Below are 21,577 nucleotides of genomic sequence, written 5' to 3' on the forward strand. Positions count from 1 at the left end.
CCCGCCTCGTCCCCGGGAGGGGGTTCCGGACAGGCCGGCCGCGTCGATAAATCGGGAGGAACGCGCCCAAACGATGTGTCATTTTGTCGACATATCGATTTCCCGCGGTCCGCTCCGGGGCCCCGCGATCCCGCTCAGGCGTGCCGACGGGTGATCGCCAGCGCCAGCTCGGCGAGCCCCTCCGCCCGGTACCCGGGCCACCCGTGCACGGCGGACACGTACTCCCTCGGGACCGCCCCGGCGCCCCACCGGGCCCCGAGCAGCGCACCGGCGATCGCCGCCACGGTGTCCGTGTCGTGTCCGGCCCGGACGGCGGAGGCCAGCGCCGGTGCGAACGCGTCCTCCCGCGTCACCGCCGACCACGCGGCCTGGAGGGCGCGCACGACGAATCCGTTGTCGCCGAACGCGTGCGCGGGACGCGCCTCGGCCTCGTCCAACCACGCCGACCACGCGTCGCGCCGATCCTCCGGCAGCAGGTCCAGGCCCGCGCGCACGCCGTCCAGGTCGGCGTGGACCACCGCGCGTCGCACGCCCTCGCACCACAGGACGCACGCCTCCCCCGCCAGCGGGTCGCCGTGGGTGAGGTCGCTGTACCGGCGCGCCGCCACGGCCAGGCCCCGGGGATCGTCGAGGTAGGCCAGGGCGAGCGGTCCCGTGCGCATCAGGGAGCCGTTCCCGGCGCTCGGGACCCCCGACGCGTGCAGCTCCGTGGCTCCCTCCGCCATCACTCGGGCGACCCGGTCGGTCCTCCCGGCGTGCGCGGCCATGCCCAGGACCCTCGCGGTCTGGTTCCCGATGTCGGTGGCCCCCTCGGCCCGCCACCGCAGGAAGGCCCGCGCCGTCGCGGCCAGCGCCTCGGGGGAGAGCGGGTCGTCGTGGTCGCGGAGGGTCTCGGCGATGCAGACCGCCATCTGGGTGTCGTCGGAGTACTCTCCCGGCGCGTAGGGGCCGAGCCCGCCACCGACCATCTCGGGGACGACGTCGGCGGGCAGCGGCGGCCCGAACTCGTAGGGAACGCCCAGCGCGTCCCCACAGGCGGCGCCCAGCAGGACGCCCACGGCGCGGTCGTCGACGGTGCCGGAAGGCGGGAGGGACACGGGGGCCTCACAGGGGTGACAGGGGGTGCTCAGCCCCGAGCCTAACGTACCGACCATGTCCGCATCCGGCCTGATGGAAGGCGGTCGGCGGGGTTCGTCCGCGTAGAATCCCAGCGTGACCCCTTCCCCGGACTCCCCTGTCGGCACCGTGCTGCGCGAGCGCTTCGCCCTCGGTCCGATCCTGGACGCCGACGCGGCGGGAAGCACGTATCAGGCGCGTGACCTGTCCGAGGACCGGGACGTGGCGGTCACCGTCCTGGGTCCCGCCCTGTCCGCCGATCCGGCCGCCGCGCACGCGTTCCTCGAACGGGCCCGCACGCTCGGTTCGGTCCACCACCCCGGCTTGGCCCGGGTGCTCACCCAGGGCCGCGACGGCGACCGCGTCTACGCGGTCACCGAGCACATCGCGGGGGTGTCCCTCGCTGAGGGCGGCCAGGGGGCCCGCCACGCTCCACGTGCCGCGTTGTCCATCGCCGCCGACGTGCTCTCCGCGCTCCAGGCCCTGCACGCCGCCGGAACGGTCCACGGAGGACTGCGCGCGGACGCCGTGCGGATCGACCGAGACGGCCGTGTGCGCGTCGCCCGCCACCCCATGCTGCCCGGGTGCCCGGGGGCCGCCGTCCCGGACACCCGCGCCGACGTGTACGCCGTCGGCGCGCTGCTGTACGCCCTGTTGGCGGGCGTGTCCGCGACGCGGGACGACCGGCCGCTGAGGCCGTCCTCCGCCGTCCTCGGACTGCCGCCCGACGTGGACATGCTGGTCGCCAACGCCACCGAGCCCAACCCCCGCTACCGGCCCCGTGACGCGGGCCAGTACCTCACCCTGGTCGAGCAGGTCCTGCGGTCCCTCCCTCCGGACGCGCCCGCTCCCGGACGGGAGACCGCGCTCCTCGGGGACACCGCCTCCGCGACCGTCGTCCTGGAGGTCGGGCTTCCCGGACCGGAGACCGCACTCCCCGACGTGCCGGAACCGCGTTCGGCGTTCGCGGAGCCCGACCGCGAGGACGCTCCGGCCTGGCGCCGTCTCCCGGTCCTCATCGGCGCGGGGGCGCTCGCGGTGCTCCTGCTCGCGGTCGTCGTCTGGACCCTCCTCCCGGACGCCGACGACGGGCGGGCGGCGTCCGCGGACCGGACCCCCGGCGCCGCCCAGCCGACCGACCCCGCGTCGGAGGAGGGCGTTCCGGAGCCGTCGGCGTCGGCCGACGCCGACGACGGCGTGGTCGTCCCCCACACCATCGGCATGGACCAGGCGGCGGCCGTCGCGCTCCTGGAGGGACTCGGCCTGGAGGCGCGGATCGTCGAGCGGGCCAGTGCCACCGCGCCCGACGGAACAGTCGTCGACCAGGACGTCCCGTCCGGTGAACCCGCACCCGGGGACGGCGTCGTGACGCTCACCGTCTCCAGCGGCCCCGCCGAACCCGCGCCGCCGGTCACCGACGGTGAGGAACCCGGTTCGGACACCTCCGGATCCGACACCGACTCCGACCCGGGCGGCGGCTCGGACGACGGTCCCGGTCCCGACAGGGAGAACCCCGGGCGAGGCAACGGCAACGGGAACAGCAACGGGAACGGGAACTCCTGACGTTCGACGTCCTCCGGAGTGTGCCCTGGGTCACCAGGACATCGAAGCGGCGCTGAATGTGTACCGCGTCCACATGTGAATCGCGTCACCACGGTCCTACCTTCGGGTTGGCACCCACTCCCCCCGGGTCGGGCGGGTACGTCGGACAGGCGGGTGCCGACTGGAGGAGATCCATGCGCAAGACCCCCGTGACGGTGGCCGCCGTGCTCCTGGCCGCCACCGCGTGCAGCACCCCGGGCGAGTCCGCCGGAGGAGCGGAGGACGGACCCGTCCGGATCGGGATCGTCTACTCGTCCACCGGTCCCCTCGCCAGCTACGGCGAGCAGTACCGCCAGGGCTTCGAGGCCGGGCTCGACCACGCCACCAACGGCACGATGGAGATCGACGGCCGCGCCGTCGAGGTCGAGTTCATGGACGACGCCGGAGACCCCGCCACGGGCGTGTCCGCCGCCCGGGAGCTCATCGGCACCGGACACGACATCATCGCGGGATCCGTCTCCTCCGGCATCGCCGTCCAGGTCGCGCCGCTCGCCGAACAGAACGACGTCCTCTTCGTCTCCGGCCCCGCCGCGACCGACGCGATCACCGGGATCAACGACCACACGTTCCGCTCCGGACGCCAGACCTACCAGGACATCCTCGCCGCGAGCACGTTCATCGACGACCCCGACGGGGCGAGCGTGGTCGTGCTCGCCCAGCAGAACGCGTTCGGCCAGGACAACGTCTCCGCCGTCACGGAGGTCCTGGAGGCCGAGGGCGCCACTGTCGACAGCGTCCTCGCACCGCCGGACACCACCGACCTGACCCCCTTCGCCGAACAGGTCGGGAGGGCCGAACCGGACCTGGTGTTCGTCGCCTGGGCCGGCGAGACCGCCTCCGCCATGTGGCAGGCACTCGACCAGCAGGGCGTCCTCGACGCCACCGAGGTCGTCACCGGCCTCGACATCAGGCCCTCCTACCCGGTCTTCGGCGAGGCGGGCGGACGCATCTCCTTCCTCTCCCACTACTTCGACGGCGCCGCCGAGACCGAGGTCGCCGAGATCATGCGGGGCACCGTCGAGGCGGCGGGCGGTCAGGTCGACCTCTTCACGCCGGACGGGTTCACCGCCGCGCAGATGGTCGCGCACGCCGCGGCCTCCGGCGCCACCACCCAGGAGCGGATCGACGCCCTGGAGGGCTGGACCTTCGACGGCGTCAAGGGCGAACTGCACATCCGGGCCGAGGACCACGCGCTCATCCAGCCCATGTACCAGGTCCGCCTGGTCGGCGAGGGCGAGGACGCCCGGCCGGAGCTCATCGTGGAGATCCCCGCCGCCGACGTCGAACCCGGGCTGGCGGAGTAGGCATGGCCACCGAACCCACCGAGCCGGGGACGGCGCCGGACGCACCCGCCGTCCCCTCCCCCGTCCTCGCGCTGGAGGACGTCAGCTGGTCCGTCGGCGGCGCCGTCATCGTCGACCACGTCACCATGGACGTCCGCGAGGGCGAGTTCGTCGCGCTGATCGGACCCAACGGCGCCGGGAAGACCTCCCTGTTCAACCTGGTCTCCGGACTCACCAGACCCACCGGCGGCACCATCCGCCTCTCCGGCGCCGACATCACCCGCCACGCCCCCCACCGCCGCGCCCGACTCGGCATGGGCCGCACCTTCCAGACCTCCAGCGTCTTCGCCGACCTCACCGTCGGCGCCAACGTCGGTCTCGCCGTCCAGGCCCGCACCGGGGAGTCCCGCCGCTTCTGGCGACGCGCCGCACCCGACGGCGGACCCGAGGTCACCGACGTCCTGGACCTGGTCCGCCTCGCCCACCGCGTGGACGCCCCCGCCGGGGACCTCTCCCACGGCGACAAGCGCAAGCTCGAACTCGCCCTCCTGCTCGCGCGCGGCCCCCGGCTCATCCTCCTCGACGAACCCATGGCCGGGGTCAGCGCCGGGGAGGTCGGCGAACTCACCGCCGTCATCCGGGACGTGCACCGCGAACGCGGCCGCACGGTCCTCATGGTCGAACACCACATGGAGGTCCTCCTCGACATGGCCGACCGACTGGCCGTCCTCCACCACGGCGCGCTGCTCGCCCTCACCGACCCCGACTCGGCCATGGCCGACCCGCGGGTCCAGGCCGCCTACCTCGGAGACGCGGCGTGACCGGCGACGGCCCGCTCCTGGAGGCGGCCGACCTGCACGTGTGGATCGAGGGATCGCACATCCTCCAGGGCGTGTCCTTCACGACCCCGCGCCGGGGCGTCACCGCGCTCCTCGGCCGCAACGGGGTCGGCAAGACCACCACGGTCAGGGCCCTGCTCGGGCTCGTCCCGCGCACCGGCCGGGTGCGGTTCGACGGCGCCGACACCACCGCGCTGCCCACCCACGCCATCGTCGCGCGCGGGATCGGCTACGTCCCCGAGGACCGCGGCGTCTTCTCCGCGCTCACCGTCGCGGAGAACCTGCGCCTGGCCGAACGCCGTCCCGGGCGGCCCCGCTACGACCTCGTCCACGACCTCTTCCCCGAGCTGCGCGAACGCGCCGCCCAACCCGCGGGCACCCTCTCCGGCGGCCAGCAGCAGATGCTCGCCATCGGGCGGGCGCTGCTCAACGACAACGCCCTCCTCGTCGTGGACGAGCCCACCAAGGGCCTCGCCCCCAGGATCGTCGCCGAGGTCGCCGACGCGGTCGCCCGCGCCGCCGAACGCGTCCCCGTCCTGCTCGTCGAACAGAACCTGGCGCTGGTGCGCCGCGTCGCCGACCGGGCGGTCGTCCTGGACGCGGGCCGCGTCATCCACACCGGACCGGCCACCGAGCTCCTCGACGACCCCGACCGCGTCCGCTCGCTGCTCGGGGTCGGCCGCACCGCCCCGGCCGGAGGCCCCACCGGGAGGCACCCGTGAGCACCGTCGTCCTCCTCACCCTCACCGGCCTGGGCCTGGGCGCCCTGTACTTCCTCATCGCCTCGGGACTGTCCCTCATCTTCGGCCTGATGGACGTGCTCAACTTCGCGCACGGCGCGTTCCTCGCCATCGGCGCCTACGGCACCTGGTGGGCCAGCGAGTACCTGCCGGGCGCGGGCCCGGCCGGGTTCGGCTTCCTCGTGGCCGTGGCGTTCGGGGTCGCGGCGGGCACCCTCGCCGCCACCCTCGTCGAGCTGTGCGTCATCCGCCCCCTGTACGGCAGGCACCGCGAGCAGATCCTCGCCACCGTCGGCCTGAGCCTGGCCGTGCCCGCCCTGCTCCAGGCGGTCTGGGGCGCCGACCCGCTGCCCTTCCCGCGCCCCGACCTGGTGTCCGGCACCGTCGGTGTGCTCGGCGTCAACGTCCCCCGGGACCGCTTCCTGCTCATCCTCGCCGCGGCCGCCGTGTTCACCGTGCTCTGGCTGTTCAACGCCCGCACCCGCTACGGGCTGATCGTCCGCGCCGGAGTGCAGGACCGCGCGATGGTCACCGCCCTGGGGATCGACGTCCGCAAGGCTTTCACGCTGGTCTTCGCGATCGGAGGGGCCGCCGCCGCGCTGGCGGGGGCGCTCGGCGGCCTGTACTTCGGCGTGGTCACCCCGACCCAGGGCCTGTCCCTGCTCATCTTCGCGTTCATCGTCGTCGTCATCGGCGGGACCACGTCGCTCACCGGGTGCGCGGTCGCCTCCCTGGCGGTCGGCCTCATCCAGCAGTTCGCCAACTACTACACCGTCGCCGGGCTCGGCGACATCGCCGTGGTCATCGTCCTCGCCCTGGTGCTGCTCACCCGGCAGGGCGGTCTGGCCGCCAGGAAGTCCGCGGAGAGGGTGGCCTGATGACCGAGACCGACGTGACCGCGCGGACGTCCCCTCCGCCGGACACCTCCGACCCGCGACCGGCCGCCCGCGCGCGACGCCGCCCGCCGGGCTGGGCGCCCCCGCTCGCCGTGCTCGTGGTCGCGCTGACCCTGCCGTTCTCCGCCCTGAGCCTGCCCGGGGTCTTCGAGGGGCCCCTCAACGGCCCGCCGACCCTGCACCTGCTCGCCACCTGCCTGGTCCTCGGTGGCCTGGCCACGAGCTACGACCTGCTGTACGGGCGCGTGGGGCTGCTCTCCTTCGGGCACGCGCTCTACTTCGCCTGCGGCGCCTACGCCGCCGCGCTGCTCATGTCCGTGCTGGACCTGCCGCTCGTCTGGGCGGCCGTCGTCTCCGTCCTCGTCGGCACCCTCCTGGCCCTCGTCCTCGGCGCGGTGTCGCTGCGGGTCAACGGGATCGCCCTGGCCATGGTGACGCTCGCCTTCGCCCAGGCCGGATCGATTCTCGTCGCCCGCGATCCGGGCAGGATCACCGGCGGTGAGGAGGGGCTGTCCCTCGACACCTCCCAGGTCCCCGACGCCTTCGTGGGCGTGGTCGACACGGTGAACCTGTACTGGGCCGCCGTCGCCTACGTCGTCCTCACCCTGGCGGTGGTGTGGTGGCTGGACGCCTCGCCGGTCGGCCGTGTCTGGCGGGGGATCCGGGCCAACGAGCAGCGCGTCGCGGTGCTCGGCGTCAACCCCTACCCGTACAAGCTGGCGGCGTTCACCGTCGGCGGCGGGCTGGCCTCCCTGGGCGGTGTCGTCTACCTCCTGGTCGCCGGGGGCGTCACCCCCGTCGTCACCACCGCCGAGTTCACGCTCACCCTGCTGGTGATGGTCGCCCTGGGAGGGGCGGGCACGCGCTGGGGCCCGCTGCTGGGGGCGGTCCTGTACACCTACGCCGACCACCGCCTCCTCCAGCTGGGCGGTTCCGACGCCTTCGCGGCCCTGCCCGGATGGATCGCCGCCCCGCTCTCGCAGCCGCTGTTCGTCCTCGGCGCGCTGTTCGTGGTGATGGTGTTCTTCTTCCCGGGCGGCATCGTCGCCCTCCCCGGGAGGATCCGGTCGGCGCTGCGGGACCGTCGGGGTCCCGCGCACACGAAGGAGGCTCGATGACCGACACCGAACGCGACCGGGCCCCGGTCTCCTGGACCGCCGGGGACGCGTCCACCGTCCCCGTGCCCGGCGGCGACCTGGCCGTCACCCGCTGGGGCACGGGCCCCGGCGCGCCCGTCCTGGGCGTCCACGGCATCACCGCCAACGGGTACGCGCTCGCCCGCGTCGCCGCCGAGCTGGACCGCCTGGGCGGCCCCCCGCTGATCGCCCCCGACCTGCGCGGACGCGGGCGCAGCGGTCACCTGCCCGGCCCGTTCGGGCTGGGCGCCCACGTCGACGACCTCCTCGCGGTCCTGGACGCCCACGACGTGGACCGCACCGTCCTCGTCGGCCACTCCATGGGGGCGTTCGTGGCGTGCCTGGCCGCCGTCCGCCATCCCGACCGCGTCACCGGACTGCTCCTCGTCGACGGCGGGCTCGGTCTGCCGGTCCCGCCCGGCGCCGACATCGAGGACGTGCTCGGCCCGGCCATGGCCCGGCTGCGGACGTCCTTCCCCAGCGCCGACGCCTACCGGGACTTCTGGCGGCGGCACCCCGCCATGGCCGGTCGGTGGAACACCTGGGTGGACCGCTACGTCACGCGGGACCTCACCGGGACACCGCCCCGCCTCCGCTCGGCGTGCTCCGAGGAGGCGGCCCGCGTCGACGGGGCGCAGGTCCTGGGAGACCCCGAGGTCCTGGGCGCGATCCACCGCCTGCCCCGCCCCGCCCGCCTGGCCTGGGCGGCCCGCGGCCTCCTCGACGAGAGCCCCGGCCTGTACACGCCCGGACGGCTCGCCGGGCTGCCCGACGACCTGGTCACCCTGGAGCTGCCCGACGACAACCACTACAGTCCGATGTTCTCCTCAACCGCCGCCCTGCTCGCCGAGCAGGTCCACACCCTCGTCGAGCAGACCGTGCAGGTGCAGGGCGAGCTGTAGCTCCAGGGCGCGGTCGGGGCGCTGCCAGTCCGCCCCGATCAGCTGACCGATCCGCTCCAGGCGCTGCGCCACGGTGTTCACGTGGATGTGCAGGTCGTCCTTGGCGCGGGACAGGTTTCCCCCGGCCGCGAAGTAGGCGCGCAGCGTCCCGACGAGCAGCGTGCCGCGCCGGGCGTCGTACTCCAGCAGCGGGCCCAGGGTCGCCCTCACGAACCCGGGCACGTCCCGGTCCTGGCTGAGCAGCAGACCGGAGAAGCCCAGGTCGTCCGCGGTGGCCACGGCTCCCTCCCGGCCCAGCGCCCGCAGGGTCTGGAGGCAGCGGGTCGCCTCGGTGAACGCGCCCCGGAACGACGCCGGGCCCTCCGTCGGCCCGGCCAGGCCCGCCGTCACCGGCCCGTTGGCCGCCGCCGACAGCTCCGCGACCACCCGGCGGCCCACGTCGGCCGGATCGGTCCCGGGCAGCGCGAGGACGAGCCGCCCGGCCCGCTGGCCGGTCAGGCCGCCGGTGGTCTCCGCGGCGTGGGTCGCCGCCGACCGCAGCCGCCCCGGATCGGCGCCGGGCGCCTCGGCCACCACCAGCACGTGCGGGGCGTCCAGGTCGGCCCGGAGCAGGGCCGCGCGCTGGCGCAGCGATCCCGGTTCGCGCGCGGGCACCTCCAACAGCTCGTTGAGCAGGTCGCCGCGCACCCGGTGCTCGGTCTCGCTCACCGACCTGCGGATGAGCAGGAGCAGCGCGGTCACCATCGCCGCCCGCTCCAGGATCCGCTGGTCGGTGTCGTCCAGTGCCACGCCGCGCAGCACCAGCGTGCCCAGCGGCTCGTTCCCGGCCGCGGCCACGGCGACCCACACACCGTCCGCCTCCCCCGCGCGCACGGCGCGCCCGCTGGCCAGGGACGAGCGCACCGCCTCGGACAGGTCGGCCTCGTCCCGCGGGTCGCCGCCCGGTTCGGCCTCGCCGACCACCCCCTCCGGGGTGGCGGTCACCGACGCGTCCGAGGCCGTGTCGTGGATCAGCACCGAACCGCCCAGCACCTCGGCGATCGCCGCCGCCACCTCGCGCACCCCGCCGCCGCGCAGCACCAGGTCCGTCAGCCGGTCGTGCGCCGCCGCCGACCGCTCCACGGACGCGGTGTGCCGTTGCAGCCGCTCGTTGACGGTGTGCAGCTCGTCGAGCGCGCGTCGCGTGTCGTCGATGAGGTTCGCGCTGTCGATCGCGATCGCCGCGTGCGTGGCCAGCGACGCCAGCAGCGCGACCTCCGAGTGCGCGAACGGCCGCTCGCGGCGGTTGGCCGCGAACAGCACTCCGACGTCGCGTCCGTTCATCTTCAGCGGCACGCCCAGGATGGCCACCAGGCCCTCCTCGCGCACCGCGTGGTCGATGTTCTCCGCGTGGGTGAACCGCGGGTCCGCGAAGTAGTTGGCCGTGACGTAGGGCAGCGCGGTCGAGGCCACCAGCCCGCCCAGTCCCTTGCCGGCGCCGAGCCGCAGCTGCTGGAAGGCCGCCGACACCGACCCCGACGTCACGCGCATGTACGTGCCGCCCACCTCCGGATCGCTCAGCGTCAGGTACGCGACGTCGGTGCCGAGCAGGTGGCGCGCCCGCTCCACGATCGCCTGGAGCACCTGGTCCAGGCTGCGCATCCCGGCCAGGTCGTTGGCCGTCTCGAACAGCGCGCTCAGCTCCGACTCGCGGCGCTGCCGGTCGCGCATGACCGACCGCACCCGCAGCGCCGTCAGCTTCGTGTTCTCCAACGCGGCCACGACCGCCGGGTCGGCGCCCTCCGCGCGGGCGCGCAGCACCGGCCGTTCGTACTCCACGGTCGGCGCGTCCCGCAGCAACAGGTCCAGGAAGAACGCCTGGTCCGCCGCGCCCGCCGGGTCAGGGGCGGGCGCGTGGTCTGGGTGGGGCTCCGGGGCGGACCCGGCGGTGGGGGTGGTGTTCAGCTCGCGCTCCATGCTCCGTCGACCGGCAGCGACGCGCCGTTGACGAACGACGCGTCCGGACCACACAGGTAGGCGACGAGTTCGGCGACCTCGGCCGGTTCGATCAGCCGCTTGACCGGACTCCGTGCCAGCAGGACCTCCGCGGCCACCCGTTCCTCCGGGATCCCGTGCGCCGTCGCCTGCTCGGCGATCTGCCGCTCCACCAGGGGCGTGCGCACGTAGCCGGGGTTCACGCAGTTGGAGGTCACCCCGTGGGCGGCGCCCTCCAGGGCCACCACCTTCGAGAACCCCTCCAGCCCGTGCTTGGCGGTCACGTAGGCCGACTTGTAGGCCGAGGCGCGCAGCCCGTGCACCGAGGAGATGTTCACGACCCGGCCCCACCCCCGCGCGTACATGTGCGGGAGGGCGCCGCGCACGACGCGGAACGGCGACTCGACCATGAGTCGAAGGATGAACGAGAAACGCTCCGGAGGGAAGTCCTGGACGGGGGCGACCGTCTGGACGCCCGCGTTGTTCACGACGATGTCCGCGCCGCGCCCGGCCTCCTCGGCGGCGTCCAGGTCGGTGAGGTCGATCTCGACGGGTTCGCCCACCCCCCGTTCGGCCAGTTCCGCCAGCGCCCGGCCGTCGAGGTCCGCCATGCGCACGTTCGCGCCGGCGGCGGAGAGCCGCAGCGCGCAGGCCCGGCCGATGCCGCTGGCCGCGCCGGTGACCAGCGCGGTCCTGCCGGTCAGGTCGACGCGGACGCTGCGGGCGGCGGTGGTCGCGGCGGTATCGGGGGTGTGCGGGGCCCGCCGTGTCGTGTGCGACGGGTACTCGTGCGTCGTCATGTCAGCAACGTAGGTCGGGCGTGTCGGTCAGGGGATGGGTCGCCCGGACACACCCTCGGGCGAGAGTGTGTGCGGGCCGGATATGTGCGCGGTGGCCGCTGTGGGAACCCCACCGCCCCATGCGAGGTGATCGGGGTCTCACGGACATGTCGCGCACGTCACAGTCGGGGTTAGGCTCCGTGCGAGGTTCGGCCGAACCCTCCCCCCACCGTCGAACCCGGAGGCTCCCATGCACTCCCCCACGGCCGTGCGGACGGCCCCGACCCTCCGACGCCTCGTCGCGGCGCTGGTGACCCTGCTCGTCACCGCCGCGACCGTACTCCTGTCCACGGCGCCGCGCGCCGAGGCCGCCACGCTGACCCCGGTGTTCTTCTTCGGCGCCAACCCCGGCGCCCTCGGCATGTACACGTACGTCCCCGACGGGCTTCCCGCCGACGCGCCCCTGGTCGTCCTCCTGCACGGCTGCGGCCAGAACGCCGCCGCCTACCACGCCCGCTCCGGCTGGGCCGAGCACGCCGACGCCCACGGCTTCGCCCTCGTCTACGCCGAACAGCGCTTCACCAACAACGTCAACCGCTGCTTCAACTGGTTCTCCCCCGGCGACGTGGCCCGGGGCTCCGGCGAGGCCGCCTCCGTGCGCGCCATGGCCGCGTACGCGGTGGCCGCGTACGGGCTCGACGACGGGCGGGTGTACGTCTCCGGCCTCTCCGCGGGCGGCGCGATGACCGGAGAGCTCCTCGCCGCCTACCCCGACGTCTTCGCCGGCGGGTCGATCGTGGCCGGTATCCCCGTGGGCTGCGCCGACAGCGTGCTCGCCGCCTTCACCTGCATGAACCCGGGCCGGACCCTGACCCCCGAGCTGTGGGGCGACGAGGTGCGCGCCAAGAACCCCGACTGGACGGGCCCGTGGCCGCGCGTCGCCGTCTGGCACGGCACCGCCGACCACACGGTGGTCCCCGCCAACGCGGACGCGAGCGTCGCCCAGTGGACCGACGTCGCGGGCGTGCCGGGAGAGCCCGACTCCACCGAGGACCTGGGCGGCTCCACCACGGCCGCCTACCACGGCGGCGGACCGACGACCGCGGCCGTCGCCCGCTACACGGTGACCGGCATGGGGCACGGCACCCCCGTCGACCCCTCGGCCGGGTGCGGGAGCGCGGGCGCCCACTTCCTCGACACCGTCTGCTCGACCGGCCACACCGCCGCCTTCTGGGGCATCGGCGCCCCGGTGGGCTGACGGGGAGGCCTCACAGCGTGCTCTCGCCCCTGGCCAGACGCCCGAAGTGGGCGACCGTGGCGCCCAGCACGAAGTGCGCGGCCTGGTGCTCGGTCATCGGCACCACCCCGGCGGCGATCTGTACCCGGAAGGGGAACTCGTCCTCGGGGCGGATGCGGAAGTCGTCGATCACCCCCTGGGACAGGAGCATGGTCAGGGCCTCGCGCACCTGTCCGCTGCGGTTGTCCGACGCCCAGATCGACATGTCCCCACGGTAACGCAGAGACTCCGTCCCGTACGGGGTTCGGGTCGATCCGGGAGCGCGCGTGGGCGGGCACGAAGGCCCGCCCACACACGTGAGGGACGGGCACGACCCCCGTGGTGCCCGTCTCCGCCGTCACCGCGTCCGCCGCCGTCCCCCGGCGGCGGACGCGGTGACGGACGCGGTGACGGAGACTCAGGTACGCCGCCGTGAGGGGTCCGCCCCGTGCCCGAGCACGTTCGCCCGCAGACGCCCCAGGGACAGGCGCGTGGCCTCGAACTCGTCCCCGGGCAGGTCGATGGCGCGACCGATCGCGTCCGGGATGCCCTCGGCCCGGGCGCGCAGCCGCTTCCCCTCGTCGGTGGCGGTGACACGGACGGTCCGCTCGTCCTCCGGATCACGGCCGCGGTGGAGGAGTCCCCGAGTCTCCAGACGCTTCAGCATCGGGGTGAGGGTGCCGTAGTCGAGTTGCAGGACGGCGCCGATCTCCTTGACCGAGCACTCCTCCCGCTCCCACAACAGCATCATCACCAGGTACTGGGGATAGGTCAGGCCCAACGGGTCGAGGTGGGGCCGGTAGATGTTGGTGACGGCCCGCGCGGCGGTGTACAGCGCGAAGCACATCTGCTCGTCGACGGGTGGGAGGGGGGAACCGCTCTCGGGGTCAGGGGTTCGGTCCGACACCGCACTCATGGTAGTTACCGCGCACGCGATGTCAAAGTTCTCGATGTCCTCGTGCACGAGGTGTCCGATCCCGCCGTCACTGACGGGGAAGGTCCGTCGGCAGGTGCCGCTTCATCACCTTGCCCGCGGGGTTGCGCGGCAACTCGTCCAGGGACACCACCTCACGCGGCACGGCGAACCGGCTGACCCGCGCGCGGACGACCGCGCGGACCTCGTCCGGGTCCACCGCCGCGCCCTCCCGGGGCACGACGAAGGCCGCGAACCGCTGCCCGAACTCCTCGTCCGGCACACCCGTCACCGCGACCTCGCTCACCGAGGGCAGTGTCAGGATCGCCTCCTCCACGGGACGCGGGAACACGTTCTCCCCGCCCGAGACGATCATGTCGTCGTCGCGTCCGGAGACGTGCAGCAGCCCGTCGGCGTCGAGGTACCCGCGGTCCCCCGTCTGCATGAGCCCGTGCGCGCTGTTCCTGTGCGCGCCGTTCGTGTAGCCGTCGAAGAGCATGTCGTTGCCGACGAAGATCGAACCCTCCGTCCCCGGCGGCGCCTCCGCGCCGTCCGCGTCCAGGATCGCCACCCGCGTGCCCAACGGGGGGCGCCCCGCCGTCGTCGGCACGGCCCGCATGTCCTCGGGGGTCGCGATGGTCGCCCACGACACCTCGGTCGACCCGTACAGGTTGTAGAGCACGTCCCCGAACTCGTCCATGAACTCCGTGATCAACCGGGGGCTCATCGCCGAACCGCTGCACGCCACGATCCGCAGCGACGAGGTGTCGTACCCCGCCCGCACCTCCGCGGGCAGGTCCATGATCCGCCGCAGCATCACCGGGGCCGCGAACAGCGCCGTGCACCGCTCCCGCTCCACCGTGCGCAGCACGTCCTCGGGGTCGAAACGACGGCGCAGGACCACCGTCGCCCGCAGGGTCATGCCCAGCTGGACGCCCGCCAGCCCCCACGTGTGGAAGACCGGGGCCGAGACGAGGATCCGGTCGGCGGAGCGGAGCGGGATCCTGGAGAGGACCGCCGCCGCGTCCCGCGGGCCCCTGGGCGTCGGGCGCCGGGCCCCCTTCGGCGTGCCCGTGGTCCCCGAGGTGAGCACGATCAGCCGTCCCGGACGCTCGGGCGGCGCCGGCTCGGCCGCCGCGCTCTCCTCGGCGCGCCACGGCGCCTGGAGGGCCCCGGCCGGGGCGTCCCCCCACGCCCGGACGCGGGCGACGTCGGCCGGGACCCGCACGCACTGCGCGTCGAACTCCTCGTCCAGGACCAGGACCGACACCCGGTTCTCCGCCGCCGCGGCGGCCAGCTGCCCCGGGGCCAGTCCGGTGTTCAGCAGGACGGCGTCGGCGCCCAGCCGGCCGCAGGCGATCATCGTCTGCACGTACGCGCTGTGGTTGCGGCCCAGCACGCCCACGCGCGACCCCGCGCCCACACCCGCGCGGTGCAGCGCCCGGGCCAGGGCGCGCCCGCGCAGGTTCATCGCGCGGAAGGTGAACGACCCCCGCTCGTCGACGATCGCCACGGCGTCGGGAACGCGCTCGTTCGCGGCGGCGTAGGCGCCGGCCACGGTCGCGCCCCAGACGCGCAGCGCGCGGAGTTGGCGGACGATCCGGTCGGGGCGACCGGGGCTGATCACCCCGGACCGGACGAGCACCCGCACCGTGCTCAGGGTCCGGTTCAGGCGGGAGGTGTCGGACGGACTTCCGGCTGCCATGGTGTCTCCGCAGGGGTGGGTGACGGGCGAAGCGGTCCGCGCCGCACCGGGGAGCCTTCGCCACCCCCTCCCCGGAGTACTGCGACCGTAGGCGACACGGTGGCGCGGTTTCTCCGTCCCGAAGTGAGTGTCCGGCCGCGTGCGGATGTCACCTCCCGACAATCCGACGGGGAACGGTCAGAGATCGAACTTCATCGGCTGCTCGCTCGGCTCGGGCATGCCGCCCTCCGGCTCCAGGGAGACGCCCACCTGGACCGGCGTCCCCATGTCGTGGGCCATGCCGGAGTACCGACCGTCGTCCGACAGCGTGAGCATCCCGGCCGACCGCATGCCGTCCTCGTCGACGTACCACATCTGGTACTGCATTCCCGGAGGTGTGTCCGGCAACCCCTCGACGACGAGCATGAGCGCGTCCATCTCGTAGGACGTGAAGGCCGTCGCCCTGGCGTCCTCGCCCAGCGGCCCCTCGTGCATGTGCGTGTCCGGAGCCGCCAGCAGCTCCTCGACCTCGGCGTGGTGCCGCCTCGACTCGTCCATGCCGCGGTCCACCGACAGCAGCGTGGCCCCGAGCACCACCGCGACCAGCGCGCACGCCGCCGCGACGAGCCACGGCAGCTGCCCGCGCCACCAGCGCGCGGGACCGCGCACGACCTCGGCGGCGCTCCCGTCCCCGCCGTGGTCCCCGGTCCCGTGACCGGTCCTGTCCCCGGTCCCGTGACCGGGACGGCCGCCCGCCGCCGTCCCGTCCGTCTCCGGCGGGAGCGGCGCCTGTCTGGTTCGTCGCGCGAGCGCGCTGACCCGCGTCCACAGTTCCTCCGACGGCTGGGCGGCCTCCGCGTACGCCAGCCTGACCAGCGTCTCCCGGAACTCCGCCAGGTCCCGGCGGCAGTCCTCGCACTCCGGCAGGTGGCGCTCCACGGCGGCCCGTTCCTCCGCCTCCAGCGCGTCCACCGCGTATCCGGCGATCAGTCCGTGGACGTCCACGTCGCTCATGCGGTCACCCCCAGGCAGTCACGGAGTCGGATCAGGCCGTCCCGCAGACGACCCTTCAGCGTGGTCAGCGGGACCTCCAGCAGCGCGGCGGCCTCCCGTTGCGTGTACCCCGTGTAGTACGTGAGCCGGACGGCGTCGTGCTGGAGCGCGGTGAGGCGGCGCAGACAGCGCCGCACCTTCTCGCGTTCGAGGCTGGTCTCGACGTGCTGCTCCACACCGTCGGCCGGGGTCGCCCCCGGCTCCAGTCGGCCCGCCGTGGTCGCGCGCTCCGTCGCGGCCTCCTCCGACCGCACCCGGTCGACGGCCCGTCGGTGCGCGATCGTCAACACCCAGGAGCGGGCGCTTCCCCGTGCCGGGTCGAACCGGGCACAGTGCCGCCACACCTCCAGGAACACCTCCTGGGCCACCTCCTCGGACTGGGCCTCGTCCAGGAGGACCCTGCGCACCACCCCGAACACGGGACCGCTCAGCTCCCGGTAGACGCGCTCGAACGCGGCCAGGTCGCCCACCGCCGCCTGGCGGAGCAGCCCGGCCAACGCCTCGTTCGACGGCACGGATCCCCCGCCGGGCCTCCCGGCGCCATCCATCCTGATGCCTCTCACCCGTTCCACGGTCACCCTCTTCCCACCTGCCGTCGTCTCCGTATTCGGCGCGAGGAGTGGTGAGGTGACGTCTCGGCCGGAACATGTTTATCAGTTCGTGACATCGCCCCGCGTCTCCCCGACCGGAGCGGTTCCGAACCCAGGGCATGTTCGACACCACCCGTACCACCGGACGCGGTCCGGGAGCGATCGTCGGCCTCGTCGCGGCCGGTGCCGCGCTCGCCTCGGCCGAGGTCGTCGGCGTCCTGCTGTCCAGGCCCTCGGCGGCCCCGATCCTGGCGGTGGGCGACGCCGTCGTCGACCTCACACCGCCACCGCTGAAGCAGTTCGCGATCGACACGTTCGGGACCGCCGACAAGATCGCCCTCTTCGTCGGCATGGGCGTGATCCTGGCGTGCGCCGCCGCGCTGCTGGGCGCGGGCGCGGCGCGACGGCGGTGGGTCGGCTTCGTCGGGATCGCGGCGTTCGCGGCCGTCGGCCTGGCCGCCGCGCTCACCCGGCCGGGGAGCGGGATCCTCGACACGCTGCCGACGCTCACCGGGGCGGTCGTGTGCGGCGCGGTCCTGCTCTGGTTGCTGGGGGTCGCGTCCCGACCGGCGGCCGCGGCGTCCGGGCGAGACGAGGCCGGGCTGGACGAGCCCGCCGGGAACGAACCCGTCGAGGAGGAGCCCCGAGGGTTCGACCGGCGGAGGTTCACCCTGCTCGCGGGTGCCGCGGCCGCGGCCTCGGCGGGCGCGGGGACGGCCGCCCGGCTGCTGTCCTCGTCGGGGGCGGGCGTCGGACTCGCCAGGGAGGACGTCACCCTGCCCAGGCCCGCGTCACCGGCCGCACCCGTCCCCGACGGCGCGGACCTGGAGATCGACGGCCTGGCCTCCTTCTTCACGCCGAACGAGGACTTCTACCGGATCGACACCGCGCTCTCCATCCCACGGGTGGACGCCTCCACCTGGTCGCTGCGCGTCCACGGCCTGGGGGCGCGCGAGCGGGTGTACACGTACGCCGACCTGCTCGCCCGCGACGACCTCGTCGAACGGGACATCACCCTGGCGTGCGTCTCCAACCCGGTCGGCGGGGAGTACGTGGGCAACGCCCGCTGGATCGGCGTTCCGCTCGCCACCCTGCTGGAGGAGGCGGGGGTGCGCCCGCCCGCGGACGGCGGCCCGGCGGACCAGCTCGTGTCGCGGTCCGACGACGGCATGACCATCGGCACGCCCGTGGCCGACGTGATGGACGGCCGCGACGCCCTGATCGCCATCGGCATGAACGGCCAGCCGCTCCCCCACGACCACGGGTTCCCGGCGCGCATGGTCGTGCCCGGCCTGTACGGATACGTGTCGGCCTGCAAGTGGATCGTCGACATCGAACTGACCACCTTCGACGCCTTCGACGCGTACTGGGTCCCGAGGGGCTGGTCGGCCCTGGGGCCGATCAAGACCCATTCCCGGATCGACACACCGCGCGAACGCTCGACCGTGGCCGCCGGAACGGTCGTGCTCGCGGGTGTGGCCTGGGCGCAGAACACGGGCATCGACCGGGTGGAGGTGCGCGTGGACGACGGCGAGTGGCGGGAGGCGACGCTGGCCGAGGAGGACACGGCCGACACCTGGCGCCAGTGGGTCCACGAGTGGGACGCCGAGCCGGGAGAGCACCGGATCTCCGTACGCGCCACCGACAGGGACGGCGAGACCCAGACCGCGGACCGGGCGGCCGTGGCCCCCGACGGAGCGACCGGCCACCACACGATCGAGGTCGTCGTCGCCTGACCGCACGCCGTCGGCGTGCGCACACGAACCCCCCTGGGCGCGATCGCCGCCCGGGGATGACCGGACAACGGATCAGAACGGAAAAGAGTTCATCATGCCCGCAGCCAGCACCCTCCGCCGCCTCCTCATGGCCGGAGCCATCAGCGCCACGGCCGTCCTCACCATGGCCGCCTGCAACGACTCGGCCTCCGACGGGTCCTCCGTGGAGTCCGAGGAGATGGAGGACGACTCCATGGAGGACGACATGACCGAGGACATGGACGGCGACTCCATGGAGGAGGACATGTCGGATGACATGGAGGACGACTCCATGGACGACGAGATGACCGACGGCATGGAGGACGACATGGACGGGGAGAACTGACCGTCCCTCGGTGAGCGGCGTCCCGGGGGAGCCCGGCCCGAGCGCGGGCCGGGCTCCCTGGCGTGCGGGCGGGCGCGTCACCCGCGGCCGGCCGTCCGGCGCGGGGTCAGCCCGTCACGGTGATCGGTTCCGAGGGGGAGTCCGCGTTGGTCACCTCGTAGGTGGCGGTGAACCCGGACTCGGTCACCCCGGTCGGGCAGCCGAAGCCGCCCTCGACGACGGTCGGCGTCGCCGTGTCGAACTCCAGCGTCGAGACCGGGTCGCCGTTGGTCCACGTGCCCGCGACGGGCGCGTCGGCGTCCGGGCTCACGGTGGCGGTGCACGACGCCAGCCCGCTCGTGGTGACCACGATGCCCCCGGCGGGGACCACCATGGTGCCCACGGACGGAGACCCGTGCTGCATCGTCATCTCCCAGACCGGGTCGACGACGTCCACGGTCGCGTTCACGAAGATGATGTTCGTGGAGCAGTCCGTGAACTCCGGCGCGTTGATCGGACCGGAGACCGGGCCGGCCGGGTTGTGGTTGTCGGGCGCGTCGGGCACCAGGTTGTTGCCGCCTCCGGGGGAGGTCGAGGAGGTGTCGCAGGTGATCACGACGCTTCCGGCGGTGAAGACGGCGCTGCCGGAGAGCGACGCCTCGAAGGCCGCCCCGGCGGGCTCGACGGTGGTCGGGTCGGCCGTCGCGGCCTGGGCGGCACCGGCCCAGGCCAGGCCGAGGACCGCGGCGGAGGCCGCCGCGGCGGCGGTCAGACAGGAGCGGGTGCGGGATCTCGGTCGGGGAACCGACATGAAGGACTCCTTGGGTGGGGCCGGGCGGTACCCGTGGGCGACGCCCAGCGGTAGTGGGGGGATCGCGCCGAGGAGGTGGACGGAACTTGCCGGGCGGGACCGGGAACGCGGCGACCGATCGGCCGTGCGTCCCCGGTGTCCTGGGGGGTGGCCGGTGAACGGGGCCACGGGGTTCGGGGTTCAGGTCCTGCGTGACGGACGGGCGACGGGTCGCCAGGCGAAGGCGAGTCCGCCGCCGACCAGGGCCAGGAGGGTGCCCACCACCAGACCGCCGAGGTTGGACAGGATGAGCGCTCCCAGACCGAGGAAGCCCGCCATCGCGCCGGTGACGACGTGCTGGTCCGGGGTGAACCAGGTGACGAGGCCGAGCACCACGAGCATGCCGCCGAACAACAGGGACGAGACCCCGCCGACGCCGGTCTGGATCATCAGCTCCACCGGCATGACGACGAACGAGGCGAGCACGACGCCGGACGCCATGATCAGGAGTCCGCCCGCGAAGGGGCGCCGCTTGCGCCACCGGCGCCAGGAGTGCGGTCCTCGCCGGTCCCCGTCCGGGTGGCGGCGTCCCCGCCGCGGCCTCCTCAGAAGCACTCGTCGTCCCCGCGGCGCAGGCTGAGGCTCAGACCGGAGAGACGGAAGGTGCCGGCACTGGCCGCGCGGGCGGTCTGCTGGAGGTTCTCGACGTGGATGGTGTCGGACTGCATGCCGAAGGTGTCCTGGAAGCCCCGGGCGCCCTCGGGCCCCCTGTCGAGGGTGGAGGCGTCGCGGCCGATCTCGATGTTCTCGAACCGGGCGTCGCCATCCATCTGGGACATGTCGATCATCAGGTTGCTGGCCTCGACCGGTGTTCCCTGGTCTCCGGCGGTGAGAGTGAGGGAGAGGACGCCGATGACGGGGAAGTCGGTGATCACCGACTGGCAGAGGCCGTGGATCTCCGCCTCGCGGATCCCGGCGACCGCCGCCGGGACGGCCTCGCCGCGGGCGGTCGCGTTCAGCCACCCGTACTGGACGAAGCCCTCGCCGTGCAGCTCGTCCGCGGAGATCTTGAAGTCCTGGCCGGAGACGGTGAACGACGCGGCGAGCACGCCCTCGGCCATGGCGACCAGGACGCCGCCGACCGCGGCGGCCGCGGGAAGGGAGAAGAGCGCGAACCGCTTCCAGCTGGTGTGGCTCTCGGGGGTCGGGTCGGTGGAGTCGGTGGACGCGGAGGGGTCCACGGGCTCGTCGAAGGGGTCGGGGGGTGCGGTGTCCATGCGAGTTCTTCCTCGTGTCGCATGACCGCGCCGCGCCTGCCGTCCCCCCGAACATCCGGCACGCGGTCCCTGTGGGTCCTCCCCGTGGGGTGGGAAGGCACCGGACGAGATGCTGTCCCATCCGGTGGTGCTGCACATGATGGATGCCGGAATCCCTTATGGCAAGGGTGTTCCGTGAACTTTCCGAACCGCGTTCGGCTTCTCTGGAGACATCGCTGGAGCGGGTTCCCGCGTGGCGCGCGGGTGATGGGCGCGCTTCGGGACGGTTGTGTCGACGCGTGGGGTGCGCGGGAATGGCGGGCATCGCGTCGCGAGTGACCACCGACACAGGGATCCCGGTTTGCCTGGGGGCGGGGCTGGGGGTAATGTTCTCCGAGTCGCCGCGGGACGGCGAGCGGCCCTCACGGGCCGACTCGGAACCGGGCCGCGATCTGAACTCCTTCCACCGAACCCACTGGTTCGAGCATGCGCTCGGAGCGGGTAGGCTCGGTGAGCGCTCCAGGGCCGATCAATTGCGATCGAGAATGGCGCGCGACTGAGGATAAAGTCTGACAAACGGGTGCTTTACCCCGTTCGGTTGATCCGGAAGCCGCCGATTTGGCGGGACACGGAACACCTGATAAAGTAAAGACACAACAAAGCGGAAAC

21 protein-coding genes are annotated in these 21,577 nt (G+C 73.7%); 10 read left to right on the forward strand and 11 right to left on the reverse strand.

Annotated elements, in window-relative coordinates:
* Window positions 1–134: 134 nt before the first annotated feature.
* Window positions 135–1,097, reverse strand: coding sequence for an ADP-ribosylglycohydrolase family protein (locus tag AB0I72_RS23560; protein WP_358572250.1), 963 nt, complete (start codon window positions 1,095–1,097; stop codon window positions 135–137).
* Window positions 1,098–1,212: 115 nt separating this feature from the next.
* Between AB0I72_RS23560 and AB0I72_RS23565 the strand changes: the two genes are divergently transcribed.
* From AB0I72_RS23565 to AB0I72_RS23595, 7 genes are all read left to right on the forward strand, one after another.
* Entirely contained in the window at window positions 1,213–2,679 is a 1,467-nt protein-coding gene (locus AB0I72_RS23565) for a PASTA domain-containing protein (protein ID WP_358572252.1), read from the forward strand.
* A 173-nt stretch (window positions 2,680–2,852) separates the two neighbouring features.
* The gene (locus tag AB0I72_RS23570; protein ID WP_358572254.1) at window positions 2,853–4,022 is read left to right on the forward strand and encodes a substrate-binding domain-containing protein; all 1,170 of its coding nucleotides are present in this window, start codon (window positions 2,853–2,855) and stop codon (window positions 4,020–4,022) included.
* A 2-nt stretch (window positions 4,023–4,024) separates the two neighbouring features.
* Window positions 4,025–4,822 carry an ABC transporter ATP-binding protein gene (locus AB0I72_RS23575; RefSeq protein ID WP_358572256.1) on the forward strand — a complete coding sequence of 266 codons (798 nt, stop codon included), beginning with the start codon at window positions 4,025–4,027 and terminating at the stop codon, window positions 4,820–4,822.
* Window positions 4,819–5,562 carry an ABC transporter ATP-binding protein gene (locus tag AB0I72_RS23580; RefSeq protein ID WP_358572258.1) on the forward strand — a complete coding sequence of 248 codons (744 nt, stop codon included), beginning with the start codon at window positions 4,819–4,821 and terminating at the stop codon, window positions 5,560–5,562. The genes AB0I72_RS23575 and AB0I72_RS23580 overlap by 4 nt, the downstream gene beginning before the upstream one ends.
* On the forward strand, window positions 5,559–6,458 hold the full coding sequence (locus AB0I72_RS23585; protein ID WP_358572260.1) for a branched-chain amino acid ABC transporter permease: 900 nt from the start codon (window positions 5,559–5,561) through the stop codon (window positions 6,456–6,458). The genes AB0I72_RS23580 and AB0I72_RS23585 overlap by 4 nt, the downstream gene beginning before the upstream one ends.
* The gene (locus tag AB0I72_RS23590; protein ID WP_358572262.1) at window positions 6,458–7,594 is read left to right on the forward strand and encodes a branched-chain amino acid ABC transporter permease; all 1,137 of its coding nucleotides are present in this window, start codon (window positions 6,458–6,460) and stop codon (window positions 7,592–7,594) included. Before AB0I72_RS23585 ends, AB0I72_RS23590 begins: the two co-directional genes overlap by 1 nt.
* Complete coding sequence (locus AB0I72_RS23595) at window positions 7,591–8,514, forward strand: alpha/beta hydrolase (protein WP_358572264.1); 924 nt, start codon at window positions 7,591–7,593, stop codon at window positions 8,512–8,514. The genes AB0I72_RS23590 and AB0I72_RS23595 overlap by 4 nt, the downstream gene beginning before the upstream one ends.
* Here the strand turns inward: AB0I72_RS23595 and AB0I72_RS23600 are convergent.
* Together AB0I72_RS23600 and AB0I72_RS23605 are read right to left on the reverse strand one after the other, a co-directional pair.
* Window positions 8,440–10,470, reverse strand: a complete 2,031-nt coding sequence (locus tag AB0I72_RS23600; RefSeq protein ID WP_358572266.1) for a GAF domain-containing protein — start codon at window positions 10,468–10,470, stop codon at window positions 8,440–8,442. The two genes, AB0I72_RS23595 and AB0I72_RS23600, sit on opposite strands and share 75 nt — an antisense overlap.
* Window positions 10,455–11,288: a 3-hydroxybutyrate dehydrogenase gene (locus tag AB0I72_RS23605; RefSeq protein ID WP_358572268.1), complete on the reverse strand. Its 834-nt coding sequence runs from the start codon at window positions 11,286–11,288 to the stop codon at window positions 10,455–10,457. The genes AB0I72_RS23600 and AB0I72_RS23605 overlap by 16 nt, the downstream gene beginning before the upstream one ends.
* Before the next feature lie 229 nt (window positions 11,289–11,517).
* On the opposite strand from AB0I72_RS23605, the gene AB0I72_RS23610 reads away from it, so the two are divergent.
* Window positions 11,518–12,525: a PHB depolymerase family esterase gene (locus AB0I72_RS23610; protein WP_358572270.1), complete on the forward strand. Its 1,008-nt coding sequence runs from the start codon at window positions 11,518–11,520 to the stop codon at window positions 12,523–12,525.
* A 10-nt stretch (window positions 12,526–12,535) separates the two neighbouring features.
* Here the strand turns inward: AB0I72_RS23610 and AB0I72_RS23615 are convergent, their stop codons facing one another.
* From AB0I72_RS23615 to sigK, 5 genes are all read right to left on the reverse strand, one after another.
* Entirely contained in the window at window positions 12,536–12,769 is a 234-nt protein-coding gene (locus AB0I72_RS23615; RefSeq protein WP_075926532.1) for a hypothetical protein, read from the reverse strand.
* Window positions 12,770–12,961: 192 nt separating this feature from the next.
* A complete protein-coding gene (locus AB0I72_RS23620; RefSeq protein WP_358572272.1) occupies window positions 12,962–13,459 on the reverse strand; it encodes a MarR family transcriptional regulator in 498 nt (165 codons plus the stop codon).
* Window positions 13,460–13,526: 67 nt separating this feature from the next.
* Window positions 13,527–15,161, reverse strand: a complete 1,635-nt coding sequence (locus tag AB0I72_RS23625; RefSeq protein WP_358572274.1) for an AMP-binding protein — start codon at window positions 15,159–15,161, stop codon at window positions 13,527–13,529.
* Window positions 15,162–15,338: 177 nt separating this feature from the next.
* Entirely contained in the window at window positions 15,339–16,154 is an 816-nt protein-coding gene (locus AB0I72_RS23630; protein ID WP_358572276.1) for an anti-sigma factor, read from the reverse strand.
* Complete coding sequence (gene sigK, locus AB0I72_RS23635) at window positions 16,151–16,741, reverse strand: ECF RNA polymerase sigma factor SigK (RefSeq protein WP_358572298.1); 591 nt, start codon at window positions 16,739–16,741, stop codon at window positions 16,151–16,153. Before sigK ends, AB0I72_RS23630 begins: the two co-directional genes overlap by 4 nt.
* 161 nt (window positions 16,742–16,902) lie before the next feature.
* Here sigK and AB0I72_RS23640 point away from each other — a divergent pair, with 161 nt between their 5' ends.
* Both AB0I72_RS23640 and AB0I72_RS23645 read left to right on the forward strand, forming a co-directional pair.
* Window positions 16,903–18,519, forward strand: coding sequence for a molybdopterin-dependent oxidoreductase (locus tag AB0I72_RS23640; RefSeq protein WP_358572278.1), 1,617 nt, complete (start codon window positions 16,903–16,905; stop codon window positions 18,517–18,519).
* Between the two features lie 94 nt (window positions 18,520–18,613).
* Window positions 18,614–18,883, forward strand: a complete 270-nt coding sequence (locus AB0I72_RS23645) for a hypothetical protein (protein WP_358572280.1) — start codon at window positions 18,614–18,616, stop codon at window positions 18,881–18,883.
* 106 nt (window positions 18,884–18,989) lie between these two features.
* Here AB0I72_RS23645 and AB0I72_RS23650 read toward each other — a convergent pair whose 3' ends face one another.
* From AB0I72_RS23650 to AB0I72_RS23660, 3 genes are all read right to left on the reverse strand, one after another.
* Window positions 18,990–19,673 (reverse strand): hypothetical protein, encoded by a 684-nt coding sequence (locus AB0I72_RS23650; protein ID WP_358572282.1) that lies wholly within the window; start codon window positions 19,671–19,673, stop codon window positions 18,990–18,992.
* Window positions 19,674–19,853: 180 nt separating this feature from the next.
* Complete coding sequence (locus AB0I72_RS23655; RefSeq protein ID WP_358572284.1) at window positions 19,854–20,267, reverse strand: DUF6114 domain-containing protein; 414 nt, start codon at window positions 20,265–20,267, stop codon at window positions 19,854–19,856.
* Window positions 20,258–20,929 (reverse strand): DUF6230 family protein, encoded by a 672-nt coding sequence (locus AB0I72_RS23660; RefSeq protein ID WP_358572286.1) that lies wholly within the window; start codon window positions 20,927–20,929, stop codon window positions 20,258–20,260. The genes AB0I72_RS23655 and AB0I72_RS23660 overlap by 10 nt, the downstream gene beginning before the upstream one ends.
* Window positions 20,930–21,577 lie beyond the last annotated feature (648 nt).

This window comes from Nocardiopsis sp. NPDC049922, from assembly GCF_040660275.1.
Lineage (GTDB): Bacteria > Actinomycetota > Actinomycetes > Streptosporangiales > Streptosporangiaceae > Nocardiopsis.